The sequence below is a fragment of the Pseudoduganella sp. RAF19 genome (assembly GCF_052114165.1).
GTDB lineage: Bacteria > Pseudomonadota > Gammaproteobacteria > Burkholderiales > Burkholderiaceae_D > Rugamonas.
In genome coordinates this window covers 248,188-271,883 of record NZ_JBFREF010000008.1, presented here as the reverse complement: position 1 = coordinate 271,883, position 23,696 = coordinate 248,188, and the positions used below count along the sequence as shown (strand labels likewise).

21 protein-coding genes are annotated in these 23,696 nt (G+C 63.1%); 13 read left to right on the top strand and 8 right to left on the bottom strand.

Going from position 1 to position 23,696, the window contains the following annotated elements; genetic code table 11:
• Positions 1-2: 2 nt before the first annotated feature.
• The 4 genes from AB4Z19_RS22190 (at position 3) to AB4Z19_RS22175 (ending at position 3,523) form a co-directional block, all read left to right on the top strand.
• Complete coding sequence (locus tag AB4Z19_RS22190) at positions 3-479, top strand: molybdopterin-dependent oxidoreductase (RefSeq protein WP_442029645.1); 477 nt, start codon at positions 3-5, stop codon at positions 477-479.
• Between the two features lies 1 nt (position 480).
• Positions 481-1,290, top strand: a complete 810-nt coding sequence (locus AB4Z19_RS22185; protein WP_442036018.1) for a TOBE domain-containing protein — start codon at positions 481-483, stop codon at positions 1,288-1,290.
• A 47-nt stretch (positions 1,291-1,337) separates the two neighbouring features.
• A complete protein-coding gene (locus tag AB4Z19_RS22180; protein ID WP_442029279.1) occupies positions 1,338-2,201 on the top strand; it encodes a Kdo hydroxylase family protein in 864 nt (287 codons plus the stop codon).
• Between the two features lie 110 nt (positions 2,202-2,311).
• A complete protein-coding gene (locus AB4Z19_RS22175; RefSeq protein WP_442029278.1) occupies positions 2,312-3,523 on the top strand; it encodes an aminotransferase class I/II-fold pyridoxal phosphate-dependent enzyme in 1,212 nt (403 codons plus the stop codon).
• A 6-nt stretch (positions 3,524-3,529) separates the two neighbouring features.
• Here AB4Z19_RS22175 and AB4Z19_RS22170 read toward each other — a convergent pair whose 3' ends face one another.
• Positions 3,530-3,829 carry a hypothetical protein gene (locus AB4Z19_RS22170; RefSeq protein ID WP_442036016.1) on the bottom strand — a complete coding sequence of 100 codons (300 nt, stop codon included), beginning with the start codon at positions 3,827-3,829 and terminating at the stop codon, positions 3,530-3,532.
• Between the two features lie 35 nt (positions 3,830-3,864).
• Positions 3,865-4,071: a hypothetical protein gene (locus tag AB4Z19_RS22165; protein ID WP_442036014.1), complete on the bottom strand. Its 207-nt coding sequence runs from the start codon at positions 4,069-4,071 to the stop codon at positions 3,865-3,867.
• Between the two features lie 54 nt (positions 4,072-4,125).
• On the opposite strand from AB4Z19_RS22165, the gene AB4Z19_RS22160 reads away from it, so the two are divergent.
• Together AB4Z19_RS22160 and AB4Z19_RS22155 are read left to right on the top strand one after the other, a co-directional pair.
• Positions 4,126-5,088, top strand: coding sequence for a LysR family transcriptional regulator (locus AB4Z19_RS22160; RefSeq protein ID WP_442036012.1), 963 nt, complete (start codon positions 4,126-4,128; stop codon positions 5,086-5,088).
• Positions 5,089-5,179: 91 nt separating this feature from the next.
• Complete coding sequence (locus AB4Z19_RS22155; protein ID WP_442025312.1) at positions 5,180-6,025, top strand: helix-turn-helix domain-containing protein; 846 nt, start codon at positions 5,180-5,182, stop codon at positions 6,023-6,025.
• 2 nt (positions 6,026-6,027) lie between these two features.
• On the opposite strand, the gene AB4Z19_RS22150 is transcribed toward AB4Z19_RS22155, so the two are convergent.
• Positions 6,028-7,422, bottom strand: coding sequence for a TolC family protein (locus tag AB4Z19_RS22150; RefSeq protein WP_442025311.1), 1,395 nt, complete (start codon positions 7,420-7,422; stop codon positions 6,028-6,030).
• Positions 7,423-7,591: 169 nt separating this feature from the next.
• Between AB4Z19_RS22150 and AB4Z19_RS22145 the strand changes: the two genes are divergently transcribed.
• Genes AB4Z19_RS22145 through AB4Z19_RS22135 form a run of 3 tightly spaced genes read left to right on the top strand, consistent with a single transcriptional unit; the run spans position 7,592 to position 10,995 of the window.
• Positions 7,592-7,846, top strand: coding sequence for a YtcA family lipoprotein (locus AB4Z19_RS22145; RefSeq protein ID WP_442025310.1), 255 nt, complete (start codon positions 7,592-7,594; stop codon positions 7,844-7,846).
• A gap of 6 nt (positions 7,847-7,852) precedes the next feature.
• Positions 7,853-8,914 carry a multidrug transporter subunit MdtN gene (mdtN, locus tag AB4Z19_RS22140; protein WP_442025309.1) on the top strand — a complete coding sequence of 354 codons (1,062 nt, stop codon included), beginning with the start codon at positions 7,853-7,855 and terminating at the stop codon, positions 8,912-8,914.
• Positions 8,911-10,995, top strand: a complete 2,085-nt coding sequence (locus tag AB4Z19_RS22135) for an FUSC family protein (protein WP_442025308.1) — start codon at positions 8,911-8,913, stop codon at positions 10,993-10,995. Before mdtN ends, AB4Z19_RS22135 begins: the two co-directional genes overlap by 4 nt.
• A 131-nt stretch (positions 10,996-11,126) precedes the next feature.
• Here the strand turns inward: AB4Z19_RS22135 and AB4Z19_RS22130 are convergent, their stop codons facing one another.
• The 3 genes from AB4Z19_RS22130 to AB4Z19_RS22120 are packed head-to-tail and all read right to left on the bottom strand — an operon-like array spanning position 11,127 to position 16,835.
• On the bottom strand, positions 11,127-12,596 hold the full coding sequence (locus AB4Z19_RS22130) for an efflux transporter outer membrane subunit (RefSeq protein ID WP_442025307.1): 1,470 nt from the start codon (positions 12,594-12,596) through the stop codon (positions 11,127-11,129).
• Positions 12,593-15,709, bottom strand: a complete 3,117-nt coding sequence (locus AB4Z19_RS22125) for an efflux RND transporter permease subunit (protein ID WP_442036010.1) — start codon at positions 15,707-15,709, stop codon at positions 12,593-12,595. The genes AB4Z19_RS22130 and AB4Z19_RS22125 overlap by 4 nt, the downstream gene beginning before the upstream one ends.
• A complete protein-coding gene (locus AB4Z19_RS22120; protein WP_442036008.1) occupies positions 15,702-16,835 on the bottom strand; it encodes an efflux RND transporter periplasmic adaptor subunit in 1,134 nt (377 codons plus the stop codon). Before AB4Z19_RS22120 ends, AB4Z19_RS22125 begins: the two co-directional genes overlap by 8 nt.
• A gap of 220 nt (positions 16,836-17,055) precedes the next feature.
• Here AB4Z19_RS22120 and AB4Z19_RS22115 point away from each other — a divergent pair, with 220 nt between their 5' ends.
• Positions 17,056-17,736, top strand: coding sequence for a response regulator transcription factor (locus AB4Z19_RS22115; RefSeq protein ID WP_442025008.1), 681 nt, complete (start codon positions 17,056-17,058; stop codon positions 17,734-17,736).
• A complete protein-coding gene (locus AB4Z19_RS22110) occupies positions 17,729-19,126 on the top strand; it encodes a sensor histidine kinase (RefSeq protein WP_442025010.1) in 1,398 nt (465 codons plus the stop codon). Before AB4Z19_RS22115 ends, AB4Z19_RS22110 begins: the two co-directional genes overlap by 8 nt.
• Here the strand turns inward: AB4Z19_RS22110 and AB4Z19_RS22105 are convergent.
• The gene (locus AB4Z19_RS22105) at positions 19,098-19,529 is read right to left on the bottom strand and encodes a YcxB family protein (RefSeq protein WP_442025012.1); all 432 of its coding nucleotides are present in this window, start codon (positions 19,527-19,529) and stop codon (positions 19,098-19,100) included. The genes AB4Z19_RS22110 and AB4Z19_RS22105 overlap by 29 nt on opposite strands.
• Positions 19,530-19,866: 337 nt before the next feature.
• Here AB4Z19_RS22105 and AB4Z19_RS22100 point away from each other — a divergent pair, with 337 nt between their 5' ends.
• Both AB4Z19_RS22100 and AB4Z19_RS22095 read left to right on the top strand, forming a co-directional pair.
• A complete protein-coding gene (locus AB4Z19_RS22100; protein ID WP_442036006.1) occupies positions 19,867-21,513 on the top strand; it encodes a methyl-accepting chemotaxis protein in 1,647 nt (548 codons plus the stop codon).
• Complete coding sequence (locus AB4Z19_RS22095; protein WP_442036004.1) at positions 21,513-23,261, top strand: sensor domain-containing phosphodiesterase; 1,749 nt, start codon at positions 21,513-21,515, stop codon at positions 23,259-23,261. The genes AB4Z19_RS22100 and AB4Z19_RS22095 overlap by 1 nt, the downstream gene beginning before the upstream one ends.
• Here the strand turns inward: AB4Z19_RS22095 and AB4Z19_RS22090 are convergent, their stop codons facing one another.
• Entirely contained in the window at positions 23,262-23,642 is a 381-nt protein-coding gene (locus AB4Z19_RS22090; protein ID WP_442025016.1) for a hypothetical protein, read from the bottom strand.
• Between the last annotated feature and the right edge of the window lie 54 nt (positions 23,643-23,696).

The window sequence follows — 23,696 nt, the reverse complement described above, 5'->3', positions numbered from 1 at the left end:
CCATGTCAAAATTCCTGCCCCTGCTGCTCGCTCTTGCCATCGCCGGCGCATCTGCGCACGACCGGCCCGCCGGCCCCGTGACGACGTCGGTCGCGGTCGAAGGCGCGGTCGAACATAAGCTAAACCTAGGCGTCGAGGCGCTGACGAAGGACTTTCCCGTCATACAGTTCGACAAATACCGCGGCGTGAGGCTGCGCGATGTGCTCAACAAAGCCGTGGTGCAAGCGCCCGACCGCCACGACGTTAAGAAGATGGTGATCATCGCTACCGCCAGTGATGGCTACAAAGTCGTCTTCAGCTGGAGTGAACTCTTCAATTCTCCGCTGGGCGACAATGTGCTGGTGCTGTTCGAAAAGGATGGCGCGCCACTCGGCAACGAGGAAGGCCGCATTGCGCTGATCTCCGGTTCCGACCTGCACACCGGCCCGCGCCACGTGAAGTGGCTGCGATCCCTTGAAATTCGCAAGATTGTTGACTGAAATGAGCAATGACACGCCTTTCGCCCTGCGCGGCTCCGTCTGGATGATGGTCGGCGACGAGAACTTCGGCGGCCATGGCCGCATCGCCCTGCTGGCCAGCATTGCCGAATGCGGCTCGATCACCCAGGCGGCCAAAGCCATCGGCATGAGCTACAAGGCCGCGTGGGACGCGATCGACACCATGAACACCCTGGCCGGTGAGCCGCTGGTGGCACGCGCGGCGGGCGGTAAAGGCGGTGGCGGCACGCGTCTTACCGCGCGCGGCCTGCAACTGGTGGAAAACTTCCGGCTGATCGAACGCGAGCACCGCCGCTTTATCGACCAGCTAAGCCAGCAAGCCCCAGCGCTGGCCGATGACTGTCTGCTGATAGGGAGATTGAGCATGAAAACCAGCGCACGTAATCAGTTTGCAGGAAAGGTCGCCCGCGTCAAGCAAGGCGCGGTGAACGACGAAGTGGAACTCGAAATTCCCGGCGGCGAACGCATCGTCGCCATCGTCACGCATGACAGCACGGAGTCGCTGGGTCTGAAAGTGGGCGCCGAGGCTTTTGCGCTGGTCAAAGCATCGTCCATTATTCTGGTCAGCGAGGACAGCGATGCCCGCTTCTCGGCCCGCAACCGGCTCAAAGGCGAGATCACGCGCATTACCACCGGCGCCGTCAACTCGGAAGTCATCATCGGTCTGAATGGCGGCGGAGCCATCGCCGCCATCATCACCAACGAGAGCTGTTCCTCGATGGGATTGGCGCCAGGCGGCACGGCGACCGCCATCTTCAAAGCGTCCAGCGTGATCGTCGGTGTTCCCGCCTGACCGGTTATACTTGCGGGCTACACAACAGAGAAATACCTGAGGCACCTATGGAAAGTCTGGCTGTCCCAATCGACCGCAGCAATCTCGCAAGCAAACAACTCGAATACGCCGCTGAACTGGAAGCAGGCAAAGTCCTGCTGCTGAATGACCTCACCTTCACGCCGAGCGCTGAAGAACTGAAGCTGTTCCGTCCCGATATCCTGTCGCCGAAGTCGCGCAACATCAGCCTGGGCGCGGATGACCGCCTCAAAGGCGCGGCGGGCAACGAAGACGAACAGAAGATCCTGGCTGCCATGATTCTGCGCTTTCGCAATGAGGCGGAGGCGGTGCTGAATCAGCTGCTGCCGAAATATGGCGACCACCTGAAGCGCGGCGCGACCAGCTTCCGCCCGGCGACGGTGGAAAGCCGCGTCCAATCCTGGCGCGCGGACGACCGCCGCCTGCACGTGGACGCCTTTCCTTCGCGTCCGAACCGCGGCGAGCGTTTGCTGCGCCTGTTCCTGAACGTGAATCCCAATAACGTGCCGCGCGTGTGGCGCGTGGGCGAACCGTTCCAGGACATCGCCAGGCGCTTTGTGCCGCGCGCCAAGCCCTATGTGCGCTGGCAGGCGGACTGGCTGAACAAGCTGGGTGTGACCAAGACCTTCCGCACCGAGTACGATCACCTGATGCTGCAGCTTCACGATGGCATGAAGCAGGACATGGAATACCAGCGCACCTGCCGCCAGGAAGTCATCAACTTCGCACCCGGTACTGCGTGGATCTGCTTCTCGGACCAGCTGGCGCATTCCGTGATCTCGGGCCAGTTCCTGATGGAGTACACGGTGCAGCTGCCGCCGGATGCGCAGTACGACGTCGACGCCTCACCGCTCGCCATCCTCTCCCGCATGACCGCGCGCCAGCTCGTGTGACGCGCCGCGCGTCCGCATGACGGCGGATCATCGATCCGCCGCTCCTTAATGAGACATTAATGAACCTTGCAGTAATGTGGCGAACTTTAGCCTAAGCGAGATTCCGTTTCATGCAAGAGTTAAGCGATATCGGGCGCTGGTTGCAGACCAACGCCGTGCATCACGACAGCAACGCACACGCAAGCCTGCCCGATCCGACCTTCGTGTCGGCGGGCCGCGAATACGTATCCTTCAGTACCAACAACTACCTGGCCCTGGCCAGCCACCCGCGCCTCGTCGCCGCCGCCAAAGATGGCCTGGACCGCTACGGCGTCGGCAACTGCGAATCGCGCCTGCTGGGCGGCGATCTGGACGTGTACCGTGAGCTGGAAGCGCGCCTCGCAGCGCTCAAGCACAAGACCGACTCCGTGCTGTTTGTGACGGGTTATATGACCAATATCGGCGTGCTGTCCTCGCTGGTCAAAGCGGGCATGCTGGCACGCCTGCACGGCTTCCGCGCCGGCAAGCGTTATAAATATGCTTACTTCTCGGACGAGTTCAATCACATCAGCATCCGCGAAGGCATACAGATGTCCGGCGCCGAGCGCCATACCTTCAAGCACTGCGATATGGATCACCTGGAATCGCAGCTGAAGGCCGCGGAAGGTGTCACGCCGATCATCGTGACCGACGGCGTGTTCAGCATGGAAGGCACCATCGCTCCCCTGCCCGACCTGGTATCGCTGGCCGAACGTTATGGCGCCATGCTGTATGTCGATGACGCGCATGCCACCGGCGTGCTGGGTGCGAACGGCGGCGGCAGCTCCGAGCACTTCGGCTGCTACAGCCCAACCATCATCCAGATGGGCACACTGAGCAAGGCGCTTGGCTCCATCGGCGGCTTCGTGGCGGTGGAGAAGGAAGTGGCTGACGTGATCCGCCTGACCAGCTCCGCCTACGGCTTCACCTGCCCACCGCCGCCGGACCAGGCAGCGGCCCTGCTGGCCGCGCTGGACCTGCTGGAACAGGAACCGGAACGCCGCCAGCGCCTGTGGGACAACCAGCGCTACTTCGTCTCGCGCCTGCAGCCGCTGGGCCTCAAGATCTCGTCAACGGAAACGGCCATCGTGCCGGTGGTGATTGGCGATGCGGAAGAATGCCTGGCGTATGCGCGCGCGCTGCGCGAAGAAGGCATTCACGTGGATTCGGTGCAGTTCCCGGCCGCGCCAATCGGCCAGGCGCGCCTGCGCTTCATGATGAATGCGGGCCACACCCGCAAGCAGATCGATCACGTGATCGACGTCATGACCCGGCTGACCGAACGCCTGCCGGCCGCCGCTTAAGGCCTGTCAGGCCCCTTCTATGTAATACGTACACATGTTGATGATCGGCCCTAACTGGGCCGCATCGGCACGCTCGCTCAGCACTTCCTTCACGAGCGCAATCTGGGCGCGGCTGGGAATGATCTCGGTCGCGCTGTGCTCCATCCAGTTAATCAGTGCCGCCTTCAATTCTGCCGCAGGCAGGGTCGCGATTTGCTTTCGCGTGGGTACGTCAGCATGCAGCTTTTGCTTGCTCGCCTTGCTGCGCTGCTTTGCCGCTTCCATATTTTCTTCAGGAATACCGAAAAACGGGGAGTTGTCTTTCATATCATCAATTCGATGCTGTTGATGAGCCTCACATGTTACTCCAAAAAAAAAGCCACCCGCTTAAGGGTGGCTGAATCATTCATTGCCATGATTGTGGAGTGAGCCATGAATGAGGAGACGGGTTGCATTATGGCAATGAATTGTGACGCCCGTATGACGTGTACCATTGCAGAGTATTCATCGGCGGCGTGCAAATTCTTCAGCGCTGTTGTCTGGACTTCAAGTGCGGCTTGGTTAATCATCGCCAGCTTTCCAGAACACGAGAGAGCCCGATGCAAGACAGTCGGGGAGAGGCTGTGAGTATCCGCAAAGTTGACCTTAATCTGTTTCGCGTTTTCGAGGCCGTGATGGTCCACCGTTCCATCATCGGAGCCAGCCGCGAACTGCATCTCACACCATCGGCAGTCAGCCATGCGCTGACGCGGCTGCGCACCGTGCTGTCCGATCGCCTGTTCGTCGCTGCCGACGGTGTGATGACGCCGACCGCACGCGCCATGGAACTGGCGCCGCATATCCGCGCGGGCCTTGAGCGCATCGACGGCGCGCTGGTGCGCAAGCATTTCGATCCGACTGCCACTTCGCGCGTATTCCGCCTGGCCGCTTCCGATTACGGCAGCCTGACCGTGATTCCTCACCTGGCCGCGCGCCTGGCGCGCAGCGCACCCAAAGTGGATTTGCGCGTGTTCCCATTCAACCGGCCGGACACCGTGCGCCAGCTGGACGATGGCCGTATCGACCTCGCCTTCAGCTGGTTTTCCGAGCTGCCCGAACGCATGCGCCGCCACACGCTGTGGCGCGACCGGGAAACGGTGATCGTGCGCAAAGGCCATCCGCTGACCGAAGGCCCGCTGACGCGCGAGCGGCTGCTGAGCTACCCGCACATCGTGGTCGAACTCACGGGCAGCAACGACGCGGCGAATCACGGCTATCTCGACGATCGCGGCGTGTCACGCCGGGTATGGATCGAACGCTTCCTGATGGAGCTGCGCGAGGATGGCGAAACCACGGCGGGACGGGCTGCCGTCTCCGTGCCGCACTTTGCGACCGTGATCCCCACCGTCATCCATTCCGACATGGTGGCGACCCTGCCACAAAGCCTGGTGCATGCCGCCAGCCAAAGGGGAGATGTGGTGGCGCTGTCGCTGCCCTATGATCCACTGACAGTGAATGTGGAAGCGATCTGGCACGAGCGCAGCGAACAGGACCCGGCCCTGAAATGGCTGATTTCGGAAACCATTGCGGCCATGCCGCCATCGTGAACAGGATTCACTGCCGGCGCTGAACAGACTTCATTTGTCGCTCAGCCATTCTCTGGATATTGTTGCAACTCATTCAAGCGAGGAGTTCATCATGCCCGACGATCGAAACCTGCCATGCGGCGCGCCCTCGCCGACGGAAGCACGAAGCGAAACGATCAGGATACGCACAGGCCGCGGTGAACCCTCATGCGAACGCGAAGACGCTCTCGCCTCGCACACGATTGCCGTGCCCACCACCGAATCCAGCTTTGTACTAAGCCACCGCGACGAGGCGGGCAAGCTGCAACGTGTGGCGCTGGGCGAGCGCCACGTTGCCGTGATCCCGGCCGGCATATGCCACAGCTTCCACGGCACAGCCCAGGCCGCGCTGACGACAGTGATGATCGCGGCGGACTTCCTGTGCACATTGGCGGAACAGCACCGGATGAACGAATTCATGCTGGCTGGCCATTACGCCACCGTCGACCCATTCCTGCTGTACTTCGCGCGCACGCTGGAACTGCGCCTGCAGCGCCACGGGCCGCCAGATCGCGCCTATCTCGAAGCGGCAGCGGTCGTGCTGGGACAGCACCTGCTGCTTAACTACTCCACCACGCCGGACACGCCCTCCTGCGGCCTGCCGCGCTATAAACTGCGCCGCGCACTGGAATACATCGAGCAGCACTTCCATGACGACATCGGCTTCCAGGACATCGCAGGCCACGTCGGCATCAGCCCATTCCACTTCGCGCGCCTGTTCAAGCAGGCCACCGGCGAATCGCCGCATCAGCGCATCATGCGTTGCCGCATCGACGCTGCCAAGCGCATGCTGCTGGAATCGGACAAGCCGATTTCCGACATCGCCTTCGAAGTCGGCTACAAGAGCCAGAGCTATTTCACCACGCGCTTCGCGCTATTGGCGGGCATGCCGCCGGCCGCCTACCGCGCACGCAGCTGAGATCAGGGCAGCACGTCCAGCATATCGCCGGCGGCGAAGGCCAGCACGGCGCGTGCAGTGCGCTGATCGGTGTTGGCCTGGCTGGCCGAGGTTTGCGCGCGCGCCAGCGATGCGGTGGCGGCGCTCAGCTCCTGCATGGTGGACAAGCCCTGTTTGTAGGACTTGAGCGTTGAATTGAAGGATTCCTGCGCCGCCGCCAGCAAATCCTGGGTCGATTCGACGCGGCGCCGCGCCAGGGTCAGATCCAGCCGCGCCTTGACGACTTCGTGCACCACCTGGTTTTTCACACTATCCAGCCTGGCCTGCGCGATTTCCTGCTTCGAGTGTGCCAGCGCCACATTATTCTTGCGCATGGAGCCGTCGTACAGCGGCAGCTGGAAGATGACGCCAATGCCATAGATCGGCTGATTGACCGACGACCAGGGGCCGCCATTGGAGCTGGTGCGGCCGATGTTTTCGCCCACATGAGCGTGCAGCAACACCTTGGGGCCGTAATCGGACTTCGCCAGGTTCACCGCGGCTTCGCCGGCGCGCACCTGCGCCATCGCCGCCTGGACCTCCGGCCGGTTGGAAATTGCCTGCTCTACCAGCTTGTCGATTTTCTGCTCGCCTTCCGGTTCGGGTGCGCCGGCCGGCACCTGGATGCACAGCGCCGTGTCGGGGCGCAGGCCCATTGCTTCCAGCAGCGCCATGCGCCCATCCTCGACCGCCGTGATCGCATCTTCCACCTGCAGGCGCGCTTCGGCCACCGCGGCATGCGCCTGCAACGCTTCCGGCGCCGTACCGAGGCCGCGCTGGCGGCGCGCCTGGGCAACCTGTTCGACCATCAGTGCATTCTGCAGCGTAGCTTCGGCCGCTTCGCGCCGGGCCAGCACGGCACTCAGGTGGTAGAACTGGCGCATGATCTGGATAGTGACCTTGCGGTGCGTGGCGTTGAAGCTGAATCTGGCTCCGGCCAGGGCCTGGCTGGCCTGTTCGATCGCCGCCTCCTTGCCGCCAGAGTCATACACCAGCCATTTCAGCGCCACCGACGGGATGAAGCCTTCGGCATTCGACTTGAAATAACCTTTGGGATCGAGGTTCTTCGGCAGCGGGAAGGCTGAATGCTCGTGCAGGGCCACCGCTTCCGCCGCCAGCATCGGGCCGAATTTGCTGCGCGTGATGCCGAGGTTGAGCGAAGCATCCTCCGCCTGTAGCCAGGAAGTTCGGGTGTCCGCATTATTCTTCATGCCGATCGCGATCAGATCGGGCAGTGTTTGCGGACGATCGGGCGAGATGCTCTCGCCATCGGGTGCATGGCTGCCACCGCAAAACAAAGCCTCGGCAGCGGCGGACATGGTAAAGGACAGCGCCAGCAGACCGCCGGCCAGGATCGGGAGTGAAGTACGGAGGAACATCGCGCGGCAGAAAAAGATACAGAGACGTTTTCAGTGTATCGGCCATCTCCCGCCCCAGGCCCCATCTCACGGAAAAATACGCAAGACATCAAAACGCTGAGCAAAAAAGCTGAAGATCACCTCCGGGCAACGATGCCATGATGGCCACTCGTACAAGGATTTCTTCATCATGCACCTCAAGACCGCCCTGGTGCTCGTTCCACTGCTGTGCAGCGGCTGCAGCCTCGCGCCAAGCGTCGCCATCTTCGGCGCCTTCTTCCCCGACTGGATGATCTGCGCCCTGCTGGGTATCATCGCCACGCTGGTGGCGCGCGCCCTGGCCGGGGCGACGGGCGTCATCGAATCGCCGGCGCCGCCGCTGCTCTACCCCATGCTTGCCCTGCTCTTTGCAGCGCTGTCGTGGATCATTCTGTTCCGTGGATAGACCATCATGAATACCGTACCTGCTTCCCAGCCGCCTGCCGCCAAGCGGCGCCGCCTTATCGTTCCCATCGTGGCCGTGCTGGCACTGATCGCCATCGGCTACACGCTGGTCGCCATCAATCATTCGCCCCGTACCGACGATGCCTACGCCCAGGCTTACACCATCGGCGTGGCTTCGCAAGTCGCCGGCCGCATCGTCGAACTCAAAGCCACCGACAATGCGGTTGTCCACAAAGGCGATGTGCTGTTCAGGATTGATCCCACGCCCTACGATCTCGACGTCCAGAAGCTGAAAGCGCAGGCCATCACGCTGGAACACCAGATTGCCCTGACACAGCGCCAGGTCGACGCGCAAACCCATGCCGCATCCGCCAGCGCGGCCAGCGTGGCGCGCGCGGCCGACAACGCGGCACAAAAACGTTCTTCGCTGGCGCGCCTGGAACCGCTGCTGGAGGATGAATTTGTCAGCAAGGAGCAGGTCGATCTGGCCCGCACGGCCGCCAATTCGGCCAGTCTGGAGTTGAAGGCTGCGCGTTTTGACCAGCAGCGCGCACAGAGTTCCGTCAGCAGCGTCGAGGCGCTGGTGGCGCAGAAGGCTGAACTGGCGGCCGCTTTGGCTCACGCTGAGTTCCTGGCCGACCAGACCGTGGTGCGCGCGCCGTTCGACGGCCGCATCGTGGACCTGAAAATCGCCGTCGGCGAATTTGCCGCCGCGGGCCGTGCACTGTTCACGCTGATCGATACGCGCAACTGGTATGTGATCGCGAATTTCCGCGAAACGGAGCTGGGGCAGATGCATATTGGCTCGCAGGCCAATCTCTACCTGATGAGCGCCCCGGACCGCAAATTCAAGGGCGTGGTCGAATCTGTCGGCTGGGGCGTAGTGCCAGATGAAGGCGGCAGCGCCGGCGGCCTGCCGCGCGTACCCCGCTCGATCAACTGGGTGCACGTGGCGCAGCGCTTCCCGGTGCGCATCCGCGTGACCGAGCCGGCTGAGGATTTATTCCGCATTGGCGCGTCCGCCGTGGCCGTGGTCAGTTCCGACAGCAGCCAGCGGCAGGCGAAATGAATAGCGCGGCTGACGCCTGCGACCAGCCGCAAGGCTCTGCGCCGGGCGCCTTGCTTTCCTTCCTGCGCGAGTCGATGCGCCCCTACCCGGGCCGCATGGAGGCCACCATGCGCATGGTGCTGGCCTGCCTGATCATCGTCAGTATTTCCATGTCGCTGCAGGTTCCCAGCCAGGCGCTGGCGGCTTACATGGTGTTCTTCGTTTCGCGCGAAGACATGGCGACGACGGCCAAGACGGGCATCGCGCTCATTGTGGCGTTCAGCCTCGCCATTGTGCTGTCCCTGCTGGTATTCCGCGTGACGGTCAATGAGCCGGCCTTGCGCCTGGCGCTGATGACCATCCTGTTCACGGCAGGCATGTATGTGTCGCGGATCTTCGTTCTCGGGGCGCTTGGTTTCGGGCTGGGATTTGTTTTTCTCATCACGCAATCGACAGTGGATCTTTATCCTGCCGGCGAACCGCTGGTACGCGACACGCTGTGGCTTTGGGTTGCGCTGACGTTTTCGATTGTGGTCGTCATTCTGGTGAATGTACTGGTTTTGCCTGCGCGGCCGGTCGCCTTGCTGCGCGAAGAAGCCTTGTTCCGCCTGAATTTCGTGGCCACCCATCTCACATTGTCGGGCAGCGGCCCGGCCTTGCCGTCCGGCGCCATGCGCGCGCTCGATCCGATGCGGCCCTTCATGCTGATGAAGCTTGCCGGCAGCGATCCCGATTTCGCGCGCCGGGTACCGGCTTACAGGGCAGCGCTGGCGTCGCTGAGCGAGCTGATTGAAGCGGCCTGCATGCTGGCCGCGCTGCCGTCCAGCCCTCCCTCGGCCGGGCAGGAGGCACGCATGCAGCGCCTGCGCGAAGCCTGCCTTTCGATGGCGCGTAGCGTCGCCAATCCCGCCGAGCGGCCTGCACCGCCAGTTCCGCCCGCCCCCGCACCCGCCCCCACTTCCGCCCCCTCCCCTGACCAAGGCCCCGCCCCTGCTCAAGGCCCCGACGCTGCCCAAGGCCCCGTTCCGGGCCTGGCCTCTGCCCGCGCCACTGGCCTTAGCCCTGGCCCGGCGCTGACGCCGGCGGAGCGCTACAGCGGCGGCGGGGCGACCCGGGACTCGCTGCTGGGCGAGATGGAGTCCGATATGGCCGAAGTCTGGCAGCACTGGGACGCTGCCCAGCGAGGCGATGGCGCCGCTGATGCCGCGCCAGCGTCCAAGCCAAAGCCCTTCGCCGCCGATGCGTTCAGCAATCCTGCCTACATGCAGTTCGCGCTGAAGGTCACTTTCGCGGCGATGCTCTGCTATGTGCTCTACACGGGATTCAACTGGCCGGGCATCCACACCTGCGTCGTCACCTGCGCCGTGATCGCACTGACAACCAACGGAGCCACCGTCCACAAGGCCACGCAGCGGATACTGGGCGCGCTGACTGGCGGTGCGCTGGCCTTGTTGGCGACGGTGTTCATCGTGCCGCATCTCGAATCTCTGGGCAGTCTGCTGTTGCTGATTGCGCCGGTCGCGCTGGCGAGCGCCTGGATTTCCACCGGCGGCGAACGGATTGCCTATTTCGGCTGGCAGATGGCGTTTGCGTTCTTCCTGTGCATCCTGCACGGTTACGGGCCGAGCGAGGATGTCACGATTGTCCGCGACCGCCTGGTCGGAATTCTGCTTGGTACGGTGGTGATGGGCGTGATGTTCCGATACGTGTGGCCGGAACGCGCATCCGACCAATTGCGGCATACGCTGGCGCGCATCCTCCGCACCTGCGACCGCCGAACGGTCCTGCAGGACCTGCGCACAGCGGGCAAGCAGGCGGAGGCAGCAGCGTTTGAAGGCACACTATCCCACGCCACGCGCACCGAGGCGCTGTTCGCGGCCACTCAGGCGGTCGCTCTCAGCTGCCTACATGCGGGCCAGCGCAGCGCCGAAGTGGACGATGTGCTGTGCCAGTATGCCGATTACCTGTCCGCCGGCCATCACGCCCGCCGCGAGCTGCCCGCGTGCCTGATCACGCCCGCACACTCGCCCGAAGAACAAGCGCTGCTGACCCGCATCCAGTGGCTGCGCTCGCGCTACATCGACTTTTTCGGCGGCGCCTGATCCATCGCCATTGGCACCCCGCCCGCGGCTCAACCGCGAGCGGCGACGCAAATGATCGTTGCCCCGAAGCCAGCCACGTGCCGCACATTGCCGCGCGCAAGCCGCTGCACCTGCCCTCGACCGCGTCACCGTCAGCGACCAGGCAGCGTGCTGGCCTGGCCCTCAAGCCACCAGCCACCACCCAGCGCCTGATACAGCGCCACCGTGTCCGCGTAGCGCGCCGCACGGGCTTGCGACAAAGCGATCACGCTCTGCTGGTAGGCCTGCTGCGCCAGCAGCACTGCCGGACGGCCGGCCATGCCAACCTGCTGCTGTTTTCGCGCGATCTGCAGGCTCCGGCGCGCTGCCTGCTCGGCTGCCGCAGCAGCACGCAGGCCCTGCGCATCAGACTGAATCGCGGACAGCGTATCGGCCACGTTCTGGAACGCAGTCAGCACGGTCGCGCGGTATTGCGCCGCCGCCTGATCGTAAGCCGCTTCTGCCGCCCGTTGCTGATGACGTAAGGCGCCGCCGCGGAAGATCGGCTGCACCAGGTCGGCGCCGATGCCCCACTCGCCAGTGCCGGACTTGAACAGCGTGCCAGCGGTCAGCGCGGAACTGCCCAGGGCCGCCGTCAAGGAGATATTCGGCAGACGCGCGGCGGTTGCCACGCCAATCTGCGCACTGGCCGCGTGCAGCTGCGCCTCCGCGGCGCGAATATCCGGACGCTGCTCAATCAGCTGCGCGGGCAGGCTCAGTGGCAGTTCGTCCGGCAGCTTAAGTGCATCCAGCTGCAGCGGCGCGATCTCCGCATCCGGGAAGCGCCCGGTCAGCGCGGCCAGGGCATGCTTCTGCTGTGACAACTGCTTCTCCAGCCCCGGCACACCGGCCTCCAGCTGCGCCAGCGCTGCTTCCTGCGCCGCGACATCGGCCGCGCCAAGCTGGCCTGCCTGGCGCTGGCGCGCAATCACGTCAAGCTGGTCGCGCGCCAGGCCAATCAAATCGCGTGTCGCCTGCAACTGCGCCTGCAACGCGGCCTGCTGAATGGCCGCAGCGACGATATTGGATGTCAGCGTCAGCCAGGCTGCATGGCGCTGGAATTGCGCTACTTCAGCCTGCGCGGCCGAGGCTTCCACCTGGCGGCGCGTGCCGCCGAAGACGTCGGGAACATAGCCAATATTCAGCTGCGCCGTATGCAGCGTGTACAGATTGGTCCCGGACGCCGTTGGACTGGACAGCGGATCTGCTACGCGCTGGCGCGTCGGCTGATATTGCAGATCCACGGTCGGCCAGAAGCTGCCACGCTGCGCAGCGGTGGATTCCTGCGCCACGCGCAAGGCCGCTTCCGCCGCCTGCAAATCCGGGTTGGCCTTCAAAGCATCGGCCACCAGCTGGTTCAGCGCATCGGAACCAAACAACGTCCACCATTGCGCCTGCACGGACAGCGTGTCGTCAAAGCGTTGCGACACGCCCGCCGCACTGGCCGAGGATACGGTCTGCGCCGGCGTCTCAGACGCATAGCGCGCGCCAGCAGGCGCCTCCGGACGGTTGAAGTCAGGTCCCACGGCGCAACCAGCCAGAGCCAGCGCCACCGCTGCGGACATCACACGAATTGCGATCATGGTTTTTCTCCTTCCACTTCAGCCAGGGCGACCTTGGCTTCGGCCCTGCGGCGGGCGACACGGTCTTCCACCAGGTAGTACATGGCCGGCAGCAGCACCAGCGTCAGCGCGGTGGCCGTCACCAGCCCACCCACCACCACGGTCGCCAGCGGACGCTGTACGTCGCTGCCCAGGCCATGCGCCAGAGCGGCAGGCACCAGACCCAGCGCCGCAACAGTGGCGGTGGTCAGCACTGCACGCAGACGTTCACGCGCACCGCCAATCACCGCTTCGCGCAGCGGCAAGCCGGATTTCTTGCGCCAGCGGTTCAGGTTCGCCAGCATCACGACCGCATTCAGCACCGCCACGCCAAACAGCGCAATGAAGCCCACCGCTGACGACACGTTGAACGTCATGCCGCGCAGATGCAGAGCCAGCAGACCGCCCAGCAGTGACAGCGGCACCGCCAGCAGGATCAGGCCAGGCTGGCGCAGGTTGCCGAATTCGGCGAACAGCAGCACGAACATCAGCAGCAGCGCGCCCGGAACGATGGCAGCCAGACGTGCCACCGCGCGCTGCTGGTTCTCGAACTGGCCGCCCCATACGATGCGATAGCGCGCGTGGTCGTAAGTGATCTCATGCTCGATGCGGCCCTGCGCGTCTTCCAGGAAGGATGACAGGTCGCGGCCACGCAGGTTGGTACGCACGGTCAGGTGGCGCAGGCTCATCTCGCGCGTGATCGTCGTTTCACCTTCGGCAAAGTGGATCTTCGCCACCTGGGCCAGCGCCACGTGGGCGCCGTTGGCGGCAGTCAGCACCAGGTTGCCGATGGCGGCCGGATCGTTGCGCGTGGCGCCTGCAAAGCGCGTGACCACGTTGTAGCTGCGATCATCCACATACATTTGCGTGACAGGCGCGCCGCCGATGCCGGTTTCGATCAGCGCCATCACATCCGCCACATTGATGCCGAGGCGTGCCGCGGCATTGCGGTCGACGTCGATGCGCAGCTGCGGCAGTGGGGGTTCCTGGTCCAGTATCACGTCCTCCGCGCCGGGCACAGTCTTCAGCAGATTGACCACGGAGGTGGCAACCTGGCGCGTTTCGCGGAAGTCGTTACCGTACACTTTCACTACCAGGTCGCTGTGTGCGCCGGCCAGCTTATCCAGCACGCCATCGATCATGGGCTGCGAGAAGCCAACGTCGGTGCCCGGCAGTTCCTTGAACCGCGCCGATAGCTTGTCGATCAAGTCCTGCTTGCTCATGCCGGACGGCCATTCAGCATATGGATGCAAGGCCACGGCGGTTTCGATGTGCGAAGGCGTGAACGGGTCGGTGCCCTCATCGTTGCGGCCCAGCTGCGTCACCACGTGTGCGACCTGCGGCTCCTTCAGAGTCGCTTCGCGTAGCGCATCCGCCATCTTGCCCGCTTTTTCCAATGAGATCCCTGGCGGCAGCGTGACCTGCAACCAGATCGAGCCTTCGTCCAGCGTCGGCAGGAAGTCACGGCCAATGGTGGCGCCAAGGAAGACGACGCCGGCCAGCGTGGCGACGGCGATGCCGATCACGGCGCCGGAGCGGCCAACCAGCTTTTGCAGCAGGCTGTCGTAGCGCGGCATCATCCAGTCCAGCAGCCTGTTGTGGAAGATCTTGCGTGGCTTGTGGAAGGCCCAGAACGCAAGACCTGGCACCAGCGTCATCGTCATCAGCAATGCGCCCAGCAGCGCAAAGCCGACTGCAAAGGCCATCGGAGAGAACAGCTTGTACTCGATGCGCTGGAAGGCGAACAGCGGCAGGTAGGCCAGCATGATGACGACCATGCCGAACACGGTCGGGCGCATCACCTGGATGGTGGCCTTCATCGCATCTTCGCCCGACATCAGGCCTTCACTCTGTTCTTCGCGGCGGCGCAGGATGTTCTCCAGCACGAAGATCGCGCCGTCAACGATGATACCGAAGTCGATGGCGCCCAGCGACAGCAGGTTAGCCGGAATATGGAAATGGCGCATGAGGATGAAGGCCACCAGCAGCGAAGCGGGAATCGTTACCGCCGCAATCAGCGCTGCGCGCGGGCTGCCGAGGAACAGCACCAGCACGATGGTCACCAGCACCACGCCTTCGATCAGCGTCTTGCCGACCGTATGCACGGTGGCGTCCACCAGGCCGCTGCGGTCCAGGTAAGGCACCACCTGCACATCTTTCGGCAGCACGTGCTCGTTCAGCTCCTTCACCGCCTCGTGCACACCGGCGATCACATGCGACGGATTCTGCCCTTTCAGCAGCAGCACGATGCCGGACACCGTGTCCGACGTATGGTCGCGGCCCAGGATGCCGTGGCGTTCCTGATAGCCGAGCGTCACCTTGCCCAGATCCTTGACCAGCACCGGCACGCCGTTCTTCTGCGTGACCACCACATTGCCCAGATCATCCAGATTACGGATCAGGCCAACGCCGCGCACTACCAGACCTTGTTCGCCGCGCGTCATCACGCTGCCGCCTGCATTGGCGTTGTTGGCGCTGATGGCTTGCGTGATCTGCGGCAGCGACAGGTTGTACTTCGACAGCTTGAGTGGATCGAATTCCAGCATGAACTGGGTAGTCACGCCGCCAAAGTTGGTCACATCCACCACGCCGCCCACCTGCTTCAGGCGCGGGATGACCTTCCAGCGCTGAAGCTCGGACAGCTCACGCAGGCTGCGCGTCTTCGAATCCAGGGTGTAGCGGAAGATTTCGCCGACGGGCGATGTGAGCGGGTCCAGCGTCGGCTGGGCGCCATACGGCAAGGTCACGCCGGAGATACGCTCCTGAAGGCGCTGGCGCGACCAGTAGTCTTCCGCGCCATCCTCGAAAACGACGGTAATCAGCGACAGCCCGAAGGTGCTCTTGGAACGCATCACGTGCATGCCGGGCGTGCCCATGATCTCGCGTTCCAGCGGAATGGTGATCTGCTGCTCCACTTCCTCGGCCGCCAGGCCATTGACCTGGGTGACGACCTGGGAGGTGGTGTCCGCAATATCGGGATAAGCTTCAAGCGGCAGCTGGGTCCAGCAATAGCCGCCGTACAGCGCGACCAGCAGGAACACCAGCGAGACGATGCCGCGCCGGTTGAAGCAGAGAGTAACGAGACGCTCAATCATTCAGCAGCACTCCGTTCTTGATGACGATGCGCTCGCCGGCTTTCAGGCCGCCGGTAATTTCAACATTGTCGCCGGCCTGCGCGCCCAGCGTGACGGTGCGCGCGGCAAAGGTCCATGGCGTGGACTCAACATAGATGTGGCTATCGAAGCCGCTTTGTACCACCGCCGTCATGGGAACGAGAATGCCGTTGTGCGGCTTAGCGAACAGGCTGGCCTCCGCGAACATGCCCGGCTTCAGTTTGCCGTCGCGGTTAGCCACGGCCATGCGGATCTTCACGGTGCGGGTGTCCGGGTCGAGCATTTCGCCGACGAAGCTGACCTTGGCCTGCACTGCTTCCGGATAGGCATCCAGCTTCACGCTGGCGCTCTGGCCGGCGAAGACAGCGCCCAGATCCTTTTCCTGCGCGTTGGCGGTGATGAAGACTTGCGACAGGTCGGCGACGGTCATGACGGGTGCGGTCGCGTCATTCCAGTAGGCGCCGGCAGCCGCCGAGAGATCGGTCACGCGGCCGGCAAAGGGCGAGCGCACGGCGAGCGCGTGGCCGCTGCCTGCGCCTTTGCCCGCGCCAAGCTGCGACAGGCGCGCCTGCGCGCGGGCCGCTTCGCTGCTGGCGGCTTCGTAATCGCTGCGCGCCTGATCCAGATCGCGCTTGGCGGCGATGTCCGAGCGGTCCAGTTCCGACTGGCGGTCCAGATTGCGCCTGGCCAGCGACAGCGCGGCCTGCGCCTTGCCTGCGTCGGCGCTCGCCTGCGCAAGATCGGCCGAGTCGATGGTGAACAGCACATCGCCCACTTTCACTTCGTCGCCCAGGTGCTTGTTCAGGCTGACGATGCGGCCGGATAGCGGCGGCAGCACCTTGACCAGGCGCGCTGGATCAGCTTCCACGACGGCCGGCAACAGGAAGGAGGTCGAGACGTCCGCGCCGGCCACTGGCACCACGTCCAGCGCCTTGCGCAGCGGGGATTTCTCAGGTACGAGCAGTTGCTCGCCTTTGTGCACCAGCGGCGGCACAGGCTCGCTTGCAGACTCTTTCGCATGCAGCACCTGCATGCCGCGGCTGCCCAGCGTTATCGCGCCAACGCCGATAATGGCCGCCGTAATATATTTGACATGATTATTCTTCATCGTTTTTCTCCGCTGCTGGCACGCGCGCGCGAGCGCAATCGGCACGGTCGCGCGCGAGTCTTGTCATGGGGTGAGTGCGCTACGCAGGCGCAATGGGGCGGGCCGTCTGTGGGCCGTCTTGAAGTAGCTGTCTCATTGTTATGTTACTGAAAACAGGCGTTTTCTTCCCTGAATTCTTCTTCAGGAAAGCTGCGAAAAGCCGGTGCTATACTCGGCCACCATGAGAATCCTGCTGGTCGAAGACAACGAAAAAGCGGCACGGGTGCTGGCGCGCGGCCTGGAAGAAGAAGGCTTCCAGGTACAGATCGCGCACAACGCGGCGCAAGCCGACGCACTGGCCGCGAGCGCACCGGATCTGGTCATCCTGGACTGGATGCTGCCGGACAGGGATGGCATCGCCCTTTGCCAGGAATGGCGCTCGCGCGGCAGCAAGCTGCCGATCCTGATGCTCACGGCGCGCGACGCCGTCGGCGACCGCATCGAAGGCCTGAATGAAGGCGCGGATGATTACCTGACCAAGCCTTTCGTGTTTGACGAGCTGCTGGCGCGCATCCGCGCCTTGCTGCGCCGGGCCGAGCGCCATCCCCCGCAAATTCAGATTGCCGATCTGATGGTCGATCCACAAAGCCACGCCGTGTCGCGCGCCGGCGCCGAGTTGACGCTCACCCAGAAGGAATACGCGATCCTGGAATTGCTGGTGCGGCGTCCGGGCCAGGTCGTCAGCCGCCTGGAGCTGGCCGAGCATGTATGGCATGCGGACCTGATTGCGATCGACAATCTGATTGATGTGCACATGAAGAACCTGCGCCGCAAGATCGATCCGCCCGGCTGCCCTGCCCTGATACAGACCGTGCGCGGGCGCGGCTTCTGCCTGTCCGCATCGGAGGCTGCCGATGATTAGCCTGCGTCAACGGCTGGTGCTGGTGCACCTGCTGACGGTCGTAGCCATTGTGGCTTGCGCGGCTTTCGCAGGCTGGTGGGTTTTGTCGCGCTCCGTGGAAGGCCAGCTGGATGCGGCCTTGCTTGCACTGGCCGAGATCGAAGCAGGCGCGCTGACGGATGCGCACGGCCAGCCGATCCGTGTCCATGAGGCGGCTGCCGGCACCGCACCACCGTCGCTGGTCCGCCTGGACCGTCTGGTGCAGATCATCGACGCCAGGGGCAAGGTGCTGGCCCGCAGCGCCAACCTTGGCGCCGCAGTGCTGCCTGCGCCGAAACCGCTGCTCGACCGGCTTGGCGCCGGCGAGACGGTGTTCGAAACACTTCCGCACACCAGCGAAGAACCGCTGCGCATGGTGGCCTTGCCTATCGTGGTCAATGGCCAGGCGCTGGTTATCCAGGTTGCGGGCTCGCTGGATGACGTCAACCAGATCCTGCAGTCTTCAACCCTGCTGTTCGCCAGCCTTGCGACCGCGCTGCTGATCGCCGTGGGCTATGCCGGCGCGATCTTTACGCGCAAGGCGTTCCGCGCCATCGACAATATCGTTGATCAGGCCCACCGCATCGGCGACGCAAACCTCAGCGAGCGCCTGCCCCATCCCGGCACCGACGACGAGATCGGCCACCTTGTAGACACGCTGAACGCCATGCTGGAGCGCCTGGAGCGCACCTTCGACCTGCAGCGCCGCTTCACCGCCGATGCATCGCACGAACTGCGCTCGCCGCTGTCTCGCCTGCGTGCCGAGATTGAAATCACCTTGCGCCGTCCACGCGAAAGCCAGGATTACGTCGACGCGCTGCGCTCAAGCCTGGAAGAAGTCGAACGCCTGACGATGCTGGTGGAAGAGCTGCTGATGCTGGCGCGTCTGGATGCGGGCCAGGAGCATAGCCCGATCGAACCCGTCTCCCTCAACGCCCTGGTGGCGGAAACCGTGACCCGCATGGAGCCCATCGCGCGCGAGCACCAGATTCGTATTGCGGTCGATGCGGCGAGCGAAGTCGTCGCCAAAGTCGCGCACGGCCCCGCCGCCCTGGTGCTGACCAACCTGCTCGACAACGCCCTGAAATTCTCGCCCAGCGCCGGCGAGGTGACCGTGCGCATTTTCGCCGACCAGCAGAACGCCATGCTGTCGGTGGCCGATCAGGGCGCGGGCGTGACCGCAGAAGATTTGCCCGGCCTGTTCGAACGCTTCTACCGCGGGGCCAGCGCCCGCACCTCCGGCACGCCCGGCGTCGGCCTCGGCCTGTCGCTGTCACAAGCCATCGCCCACGCCTACGGCGGCCGCATCGACGCCAGCAACGGCGTCAATGGCGGCGCCGTCTTTACAGTGTCATTCCCGCTTGCTGCTTGATGTAGGTCGCCAGGAGCTCCCGCTGCTCGGTCGTCAACACTCTAAATGGGATCGGCAAACCACCGTTGGCCTTCATGATGATGTAGCCTACGGGGTACTCATGCAACGCCACTACGCTTGACCAGGGCAGCACCATTTCACCCGTCTTCGATTGACGCACCAGCCCTGATTCGTCAATCGCGAAACTGCACTCGCCCACCTTCAGCACCTTGAACGCAAAAATGGGCGGTCCAAAGAGCCACACGGCACCGCGAGCAAGCAGCGAATCGATACGCCCGATCGCCTTTCCTTGCTTAGCCTTCCGCCGCGCCACCTCCGCCAAAGCATGCGAATGGATCAGGCTTAGATATTCGCCCAGACGGTACTTGATCCGGATATTGATTGCCGACGCCGCGTTTTCCATGCACGCGAAGGTAACACGGCAGGGCACAGAAAAAACTCACGCTTAATCACGCCCTCCTGAATCGAGCGAAGAGACGCAGCAGCGTCTTGCTAGCGTCGAGACCTCAGGCAGACTGCCCGATACTACGTGCGTTGGCAGGCGGGAAAACGGTTGCCTGACAGCCAGAACAACATCGAAAACCCAGCTATGAGCCGCACATTACCTCCGTTGTTCAGTTAGTAGTTATTGCCTATCACTCACATTGTTTAAATCAATTGTAAATAATAAAAAGAAACGCCATTTACCTAAGAAGCAAGATTAATTGCAATTTTGCATCATCGGACTTGGGAACTTAAACATGCGAACAAATAGCAGGGAAATGAGCGTGGCGGCCCGCCTGGGTATCGGCTTTGCGGCGATTCTGGGCATGATGCTGGTGCTGAGTATTCTGAGCATCGCCAAGGTCAACTCGATTGAGATGAGCCTGAATCACGTCAGTGAGGTCAACAACGTCAAGCAGCGATACGCCATCAACTTTCGTGGCAGCGTGCATGACCGCGCCATTGCCTTGCGCGACGTCACGCTGGAGTCGGACAACCGGCTGGCTACCGAAGTCGCCCTGATCGAAAAGCTGGACAAGGATTATCAGGAATCCGCCGCCAGGCTCGATGCCATGTTTGCCGATCCCAAAGCCGACCTGAAGGCCGAGGAAAAGGCCGATCTCGCCGCCATCAAAGCGGTTGAAGCGCGCACTCAGCCGCTGATCACGAAAATCATCGCGGCTCGCAAAGGCGGCGATATTGATGGCGCGCGACAGCTAATGCTGACCGACGCCAAGCCCGCCTTCATCGACTGGCTGGCCGCCATCAATAGATTCATCGACCTGCAGGAGCAGTTCACCGAGCAGGAGTCCACCGAGGCACGTCACGTCGCGCGCAACTTCCAGACCTTGCTGCTGTCGCTGCTGGTGGTTGCCGTGGCAGTCGGCGCAGCTGTCGCTATCTACGTCACCCGCCATCTGCGCCGCGCACTGGGCGCCGAACCAAATGAAGTGATTGCACTGGCCAGCGCCATTGACCGCGGCGAGCTGTATCACGAAGCGGCCCTGCGCGCGGGCGACAAGGACAGCATCATGGCCGTATTGATGTCCATGAACCGCAATCTGCGCGCTACCGTGGCGGAAGTATCGGAAGCCTCGGTGGCCGTGCAAACGATCAGCAGCGATATCGCCGAGCACACCTCCGACCTCTCCGGCCGCACAGAAGACCAGGCCAGCTCGCTGGAAGAAACCGCCGCCGCAATGGAAGAACTGACGGCCACCGTCAAGCAGAACGCCGAGAACGCGCGCGAAGCCAATACGCTGGCGATCAATGCTTCCGACATCGCGGGCAAAGGCGGCGAGATTGTGGGCGAAGTGGTGCAGACCATGACGGCCATTGACGAGTCCTCGCGCAAGATCGTGGAAATCATCGGCGTCATCGACGGTATCGCCTTCCAGACCAATATCCTGGCGCTGAACGCCGCAGTGGAAGCAGCGCGCGCCGGTGAACAGGGCCGCGGCTTTGCGGTAGTGGCCAGCGAGGTTCGCAATCTGGCCCAGCGCAGTTCCACGGCTGCCCGCGAAGTGAAAACGCTGATCGAAGAATCCGTGGACAAGATCCACAGCGGCTCGCAGCTGGCCGAGCAAGCCGGCAGCACGATGCGCGACATCGTCGCCAGCGTGCAGCAGGTTACCCATATGGTGAACGACATCACCATCGCCAGCAACGAACAGCGTCAGGGCATTGAAGAAGTCAACCGCGCCATCTCGCAGATGGACCAGGTGACGCAGCAGAACGCGCGCATGGTCGAACATGCGCAAGGCACGGCGAACAAGCTGCACGAACAGGCCGGCCATCTGAATCATGCCGTCGGCGTGTTCAAGACCGAGCGGCAACCTTCTATGCGCCGTTCCGCCAGGCCCGCGCCTGGCCTGCTCGCGGTACCGCTGGCGGAGGCTGCCTGATGGAGGCCCAGCGCATCGCAGCATTGGAAAACCTTGGCATTCTGGACACCCAGACCAGCGAGTATTTCGATGGCATTGCGCGGCTGGCGATGGACGTCTTCGACATGTCCAGCGCCTTCATCTCGCTGATCGACCGTGACCGTCAATGGCTGAAGGCCAAATCGGGCTTCTTCACGCCGACCGACTCGCGCGAGCAATCCTTTTGCACGCACACGATCCAGGCCGCTGATGTGCTGGTGATCGAGGATACGCAAAAGGACGCCCGCTTCCGCGACAATCCCATGGTCACAGGACCGGACAAGATCCGCTTCTACGCCGGCGCCCCCATGCTCACGCGCGACGGCTTTGCAATCGGCGCGCTGTGCCTGATCGACCGTGCACCGCGCAAGCTGGATGAAGCACAGCGTGCGCGCCTGAGCGAACTGGCGGCACTGGTCACCTCGCACATCGAACTGCGCCGCGCGGTGGGCCATGTGGATGCGGTGAGCGGCATGTCCAATAAGTTCCAGCTCGAAGAGGATCTGAAGGAGCAAGGCATGGCGGCGCGAGGCGAAGAGCGCGTCCTGCTGTACATCGATATGCCGGATGCCGCCAAAGCTTTCGAAATCGCCAGCGTGCTTGGCGTGACCGTATATGACGACCTGATTCGCGGCGTTGCACGCAAACTGTCGCAGCTGTTCCGCCAGCGTGCCAACGTGTATCACATTACCGATGCGCGCTTTGCCGTACTGTCCAGGGATAGCGACACCGCCGGCTTTATCGATTTCGTGCACAGCCTGGAAGCGGCGCTGCAGGAACCGCTGCTGGACTTGAACGTGCCGCTCAATCTGGCCAGCTTCGGCGGCATTGTGCCCTTCAAACTCTGTCCGGATTCGTCCACCGACGCGCCGCGCAAGGCATCGGCGGCCGTCAATCAGGCGCTGATCGCCCGCCAGCGCTGGTCGGACTACGATACCAAGGCGGACGCCGACCAGCAGCGCGCCTTCCAACTGTTGAACAGTGTGGAAGACAGCCTGGCCAATAATGCCTTCCAGCTGGTGTACCAGCCCAAACACGATGTCAGCAGCGGCGCCAGCCAGTCAGCGGAAGCGCTGCTGCGCTGGCAGCATCCCGAACTGGGGTTCATCTCCCCGGCGGAATTCATTCCGCTGATCGAAAAGACGGCGTTGATCGAACCGCTTACCGATTGGGTCATCCGCACTGCGATCCGCCAGGCGGCGCAGTGGCACCAGCAGGGTCACCGCATTAAGATTGCGCTCAACCTTTCGCCGCACAATTTCGAGGAGCCGGACATTGTCGAACGCCTGGCCAACGCCTGCACTGAATTCGGACTGGCCCCGCGCTATGTCGAAGTCGAGTGCACAGAAGGCGTGTGGATGGAGAGTGCCTCCGTCCTGAAAACACTGCAAGGCATCCGCGATCTCGGCATGAGCCTGGCGCTGGACGATTTCGGCACCGGCTACAGCAACTTCGCCTACCTGCAAAAGGTGCCGGCCACGGTGATCAAAGTGGATCAGTCCCTGATCCGGCATGTGCACACGAATGAGCGCGACCAGCGCATCGTGCGCTCACTGATCGCGCTGGCGCGCGAGCTGGATTATGAAGTGGTGGCGGAAGGCGTGGAAACTGAACAGTCGCTGGCGATGATCCGGAGCTGGGGTTGCCACGTGGCGCAAGGCTACCACTTCGCCAAGCCGCTGACGGCGCAAGACTTCATCGAGCACGTGAGGGAATACGCCACGGCCTGATTACAGCGGATCGAAAGAGTACAAATCAAAGCGCTTTCGATTCGCCACGTAGTCCGGAATCCGCAAGGCGCCCAGCCCCGCCAGCTCCGCATGCAGGCCGTGGCGGGTAGCGATTTGCCGCATGCCGTCACGCAGGTATTGGCTCAGAGACGGCTGGCGGCGCCTGCCACCGAAAAGATAGTTACCTTCCAGCTCGAAGCCATCCTCGAACTTGACGTGAACGTGGCATTCGGCTTTCCTGATCGCCGCCTTCGACCAGCCGGACAGCAGCCGGTCGGCCGCTTTCAGATCGGACACGATCACCGCCTGTTGCGGGCTACTGCGGTAAATCCTGATCCGGCTGACCTCAATCAGGTCGTCAATTTGGCTGTCCAGGTCCATGTGCCAACCTCCATCATCAAGTACGACTGCTGTGCGATTGAGTATGGCGGATTG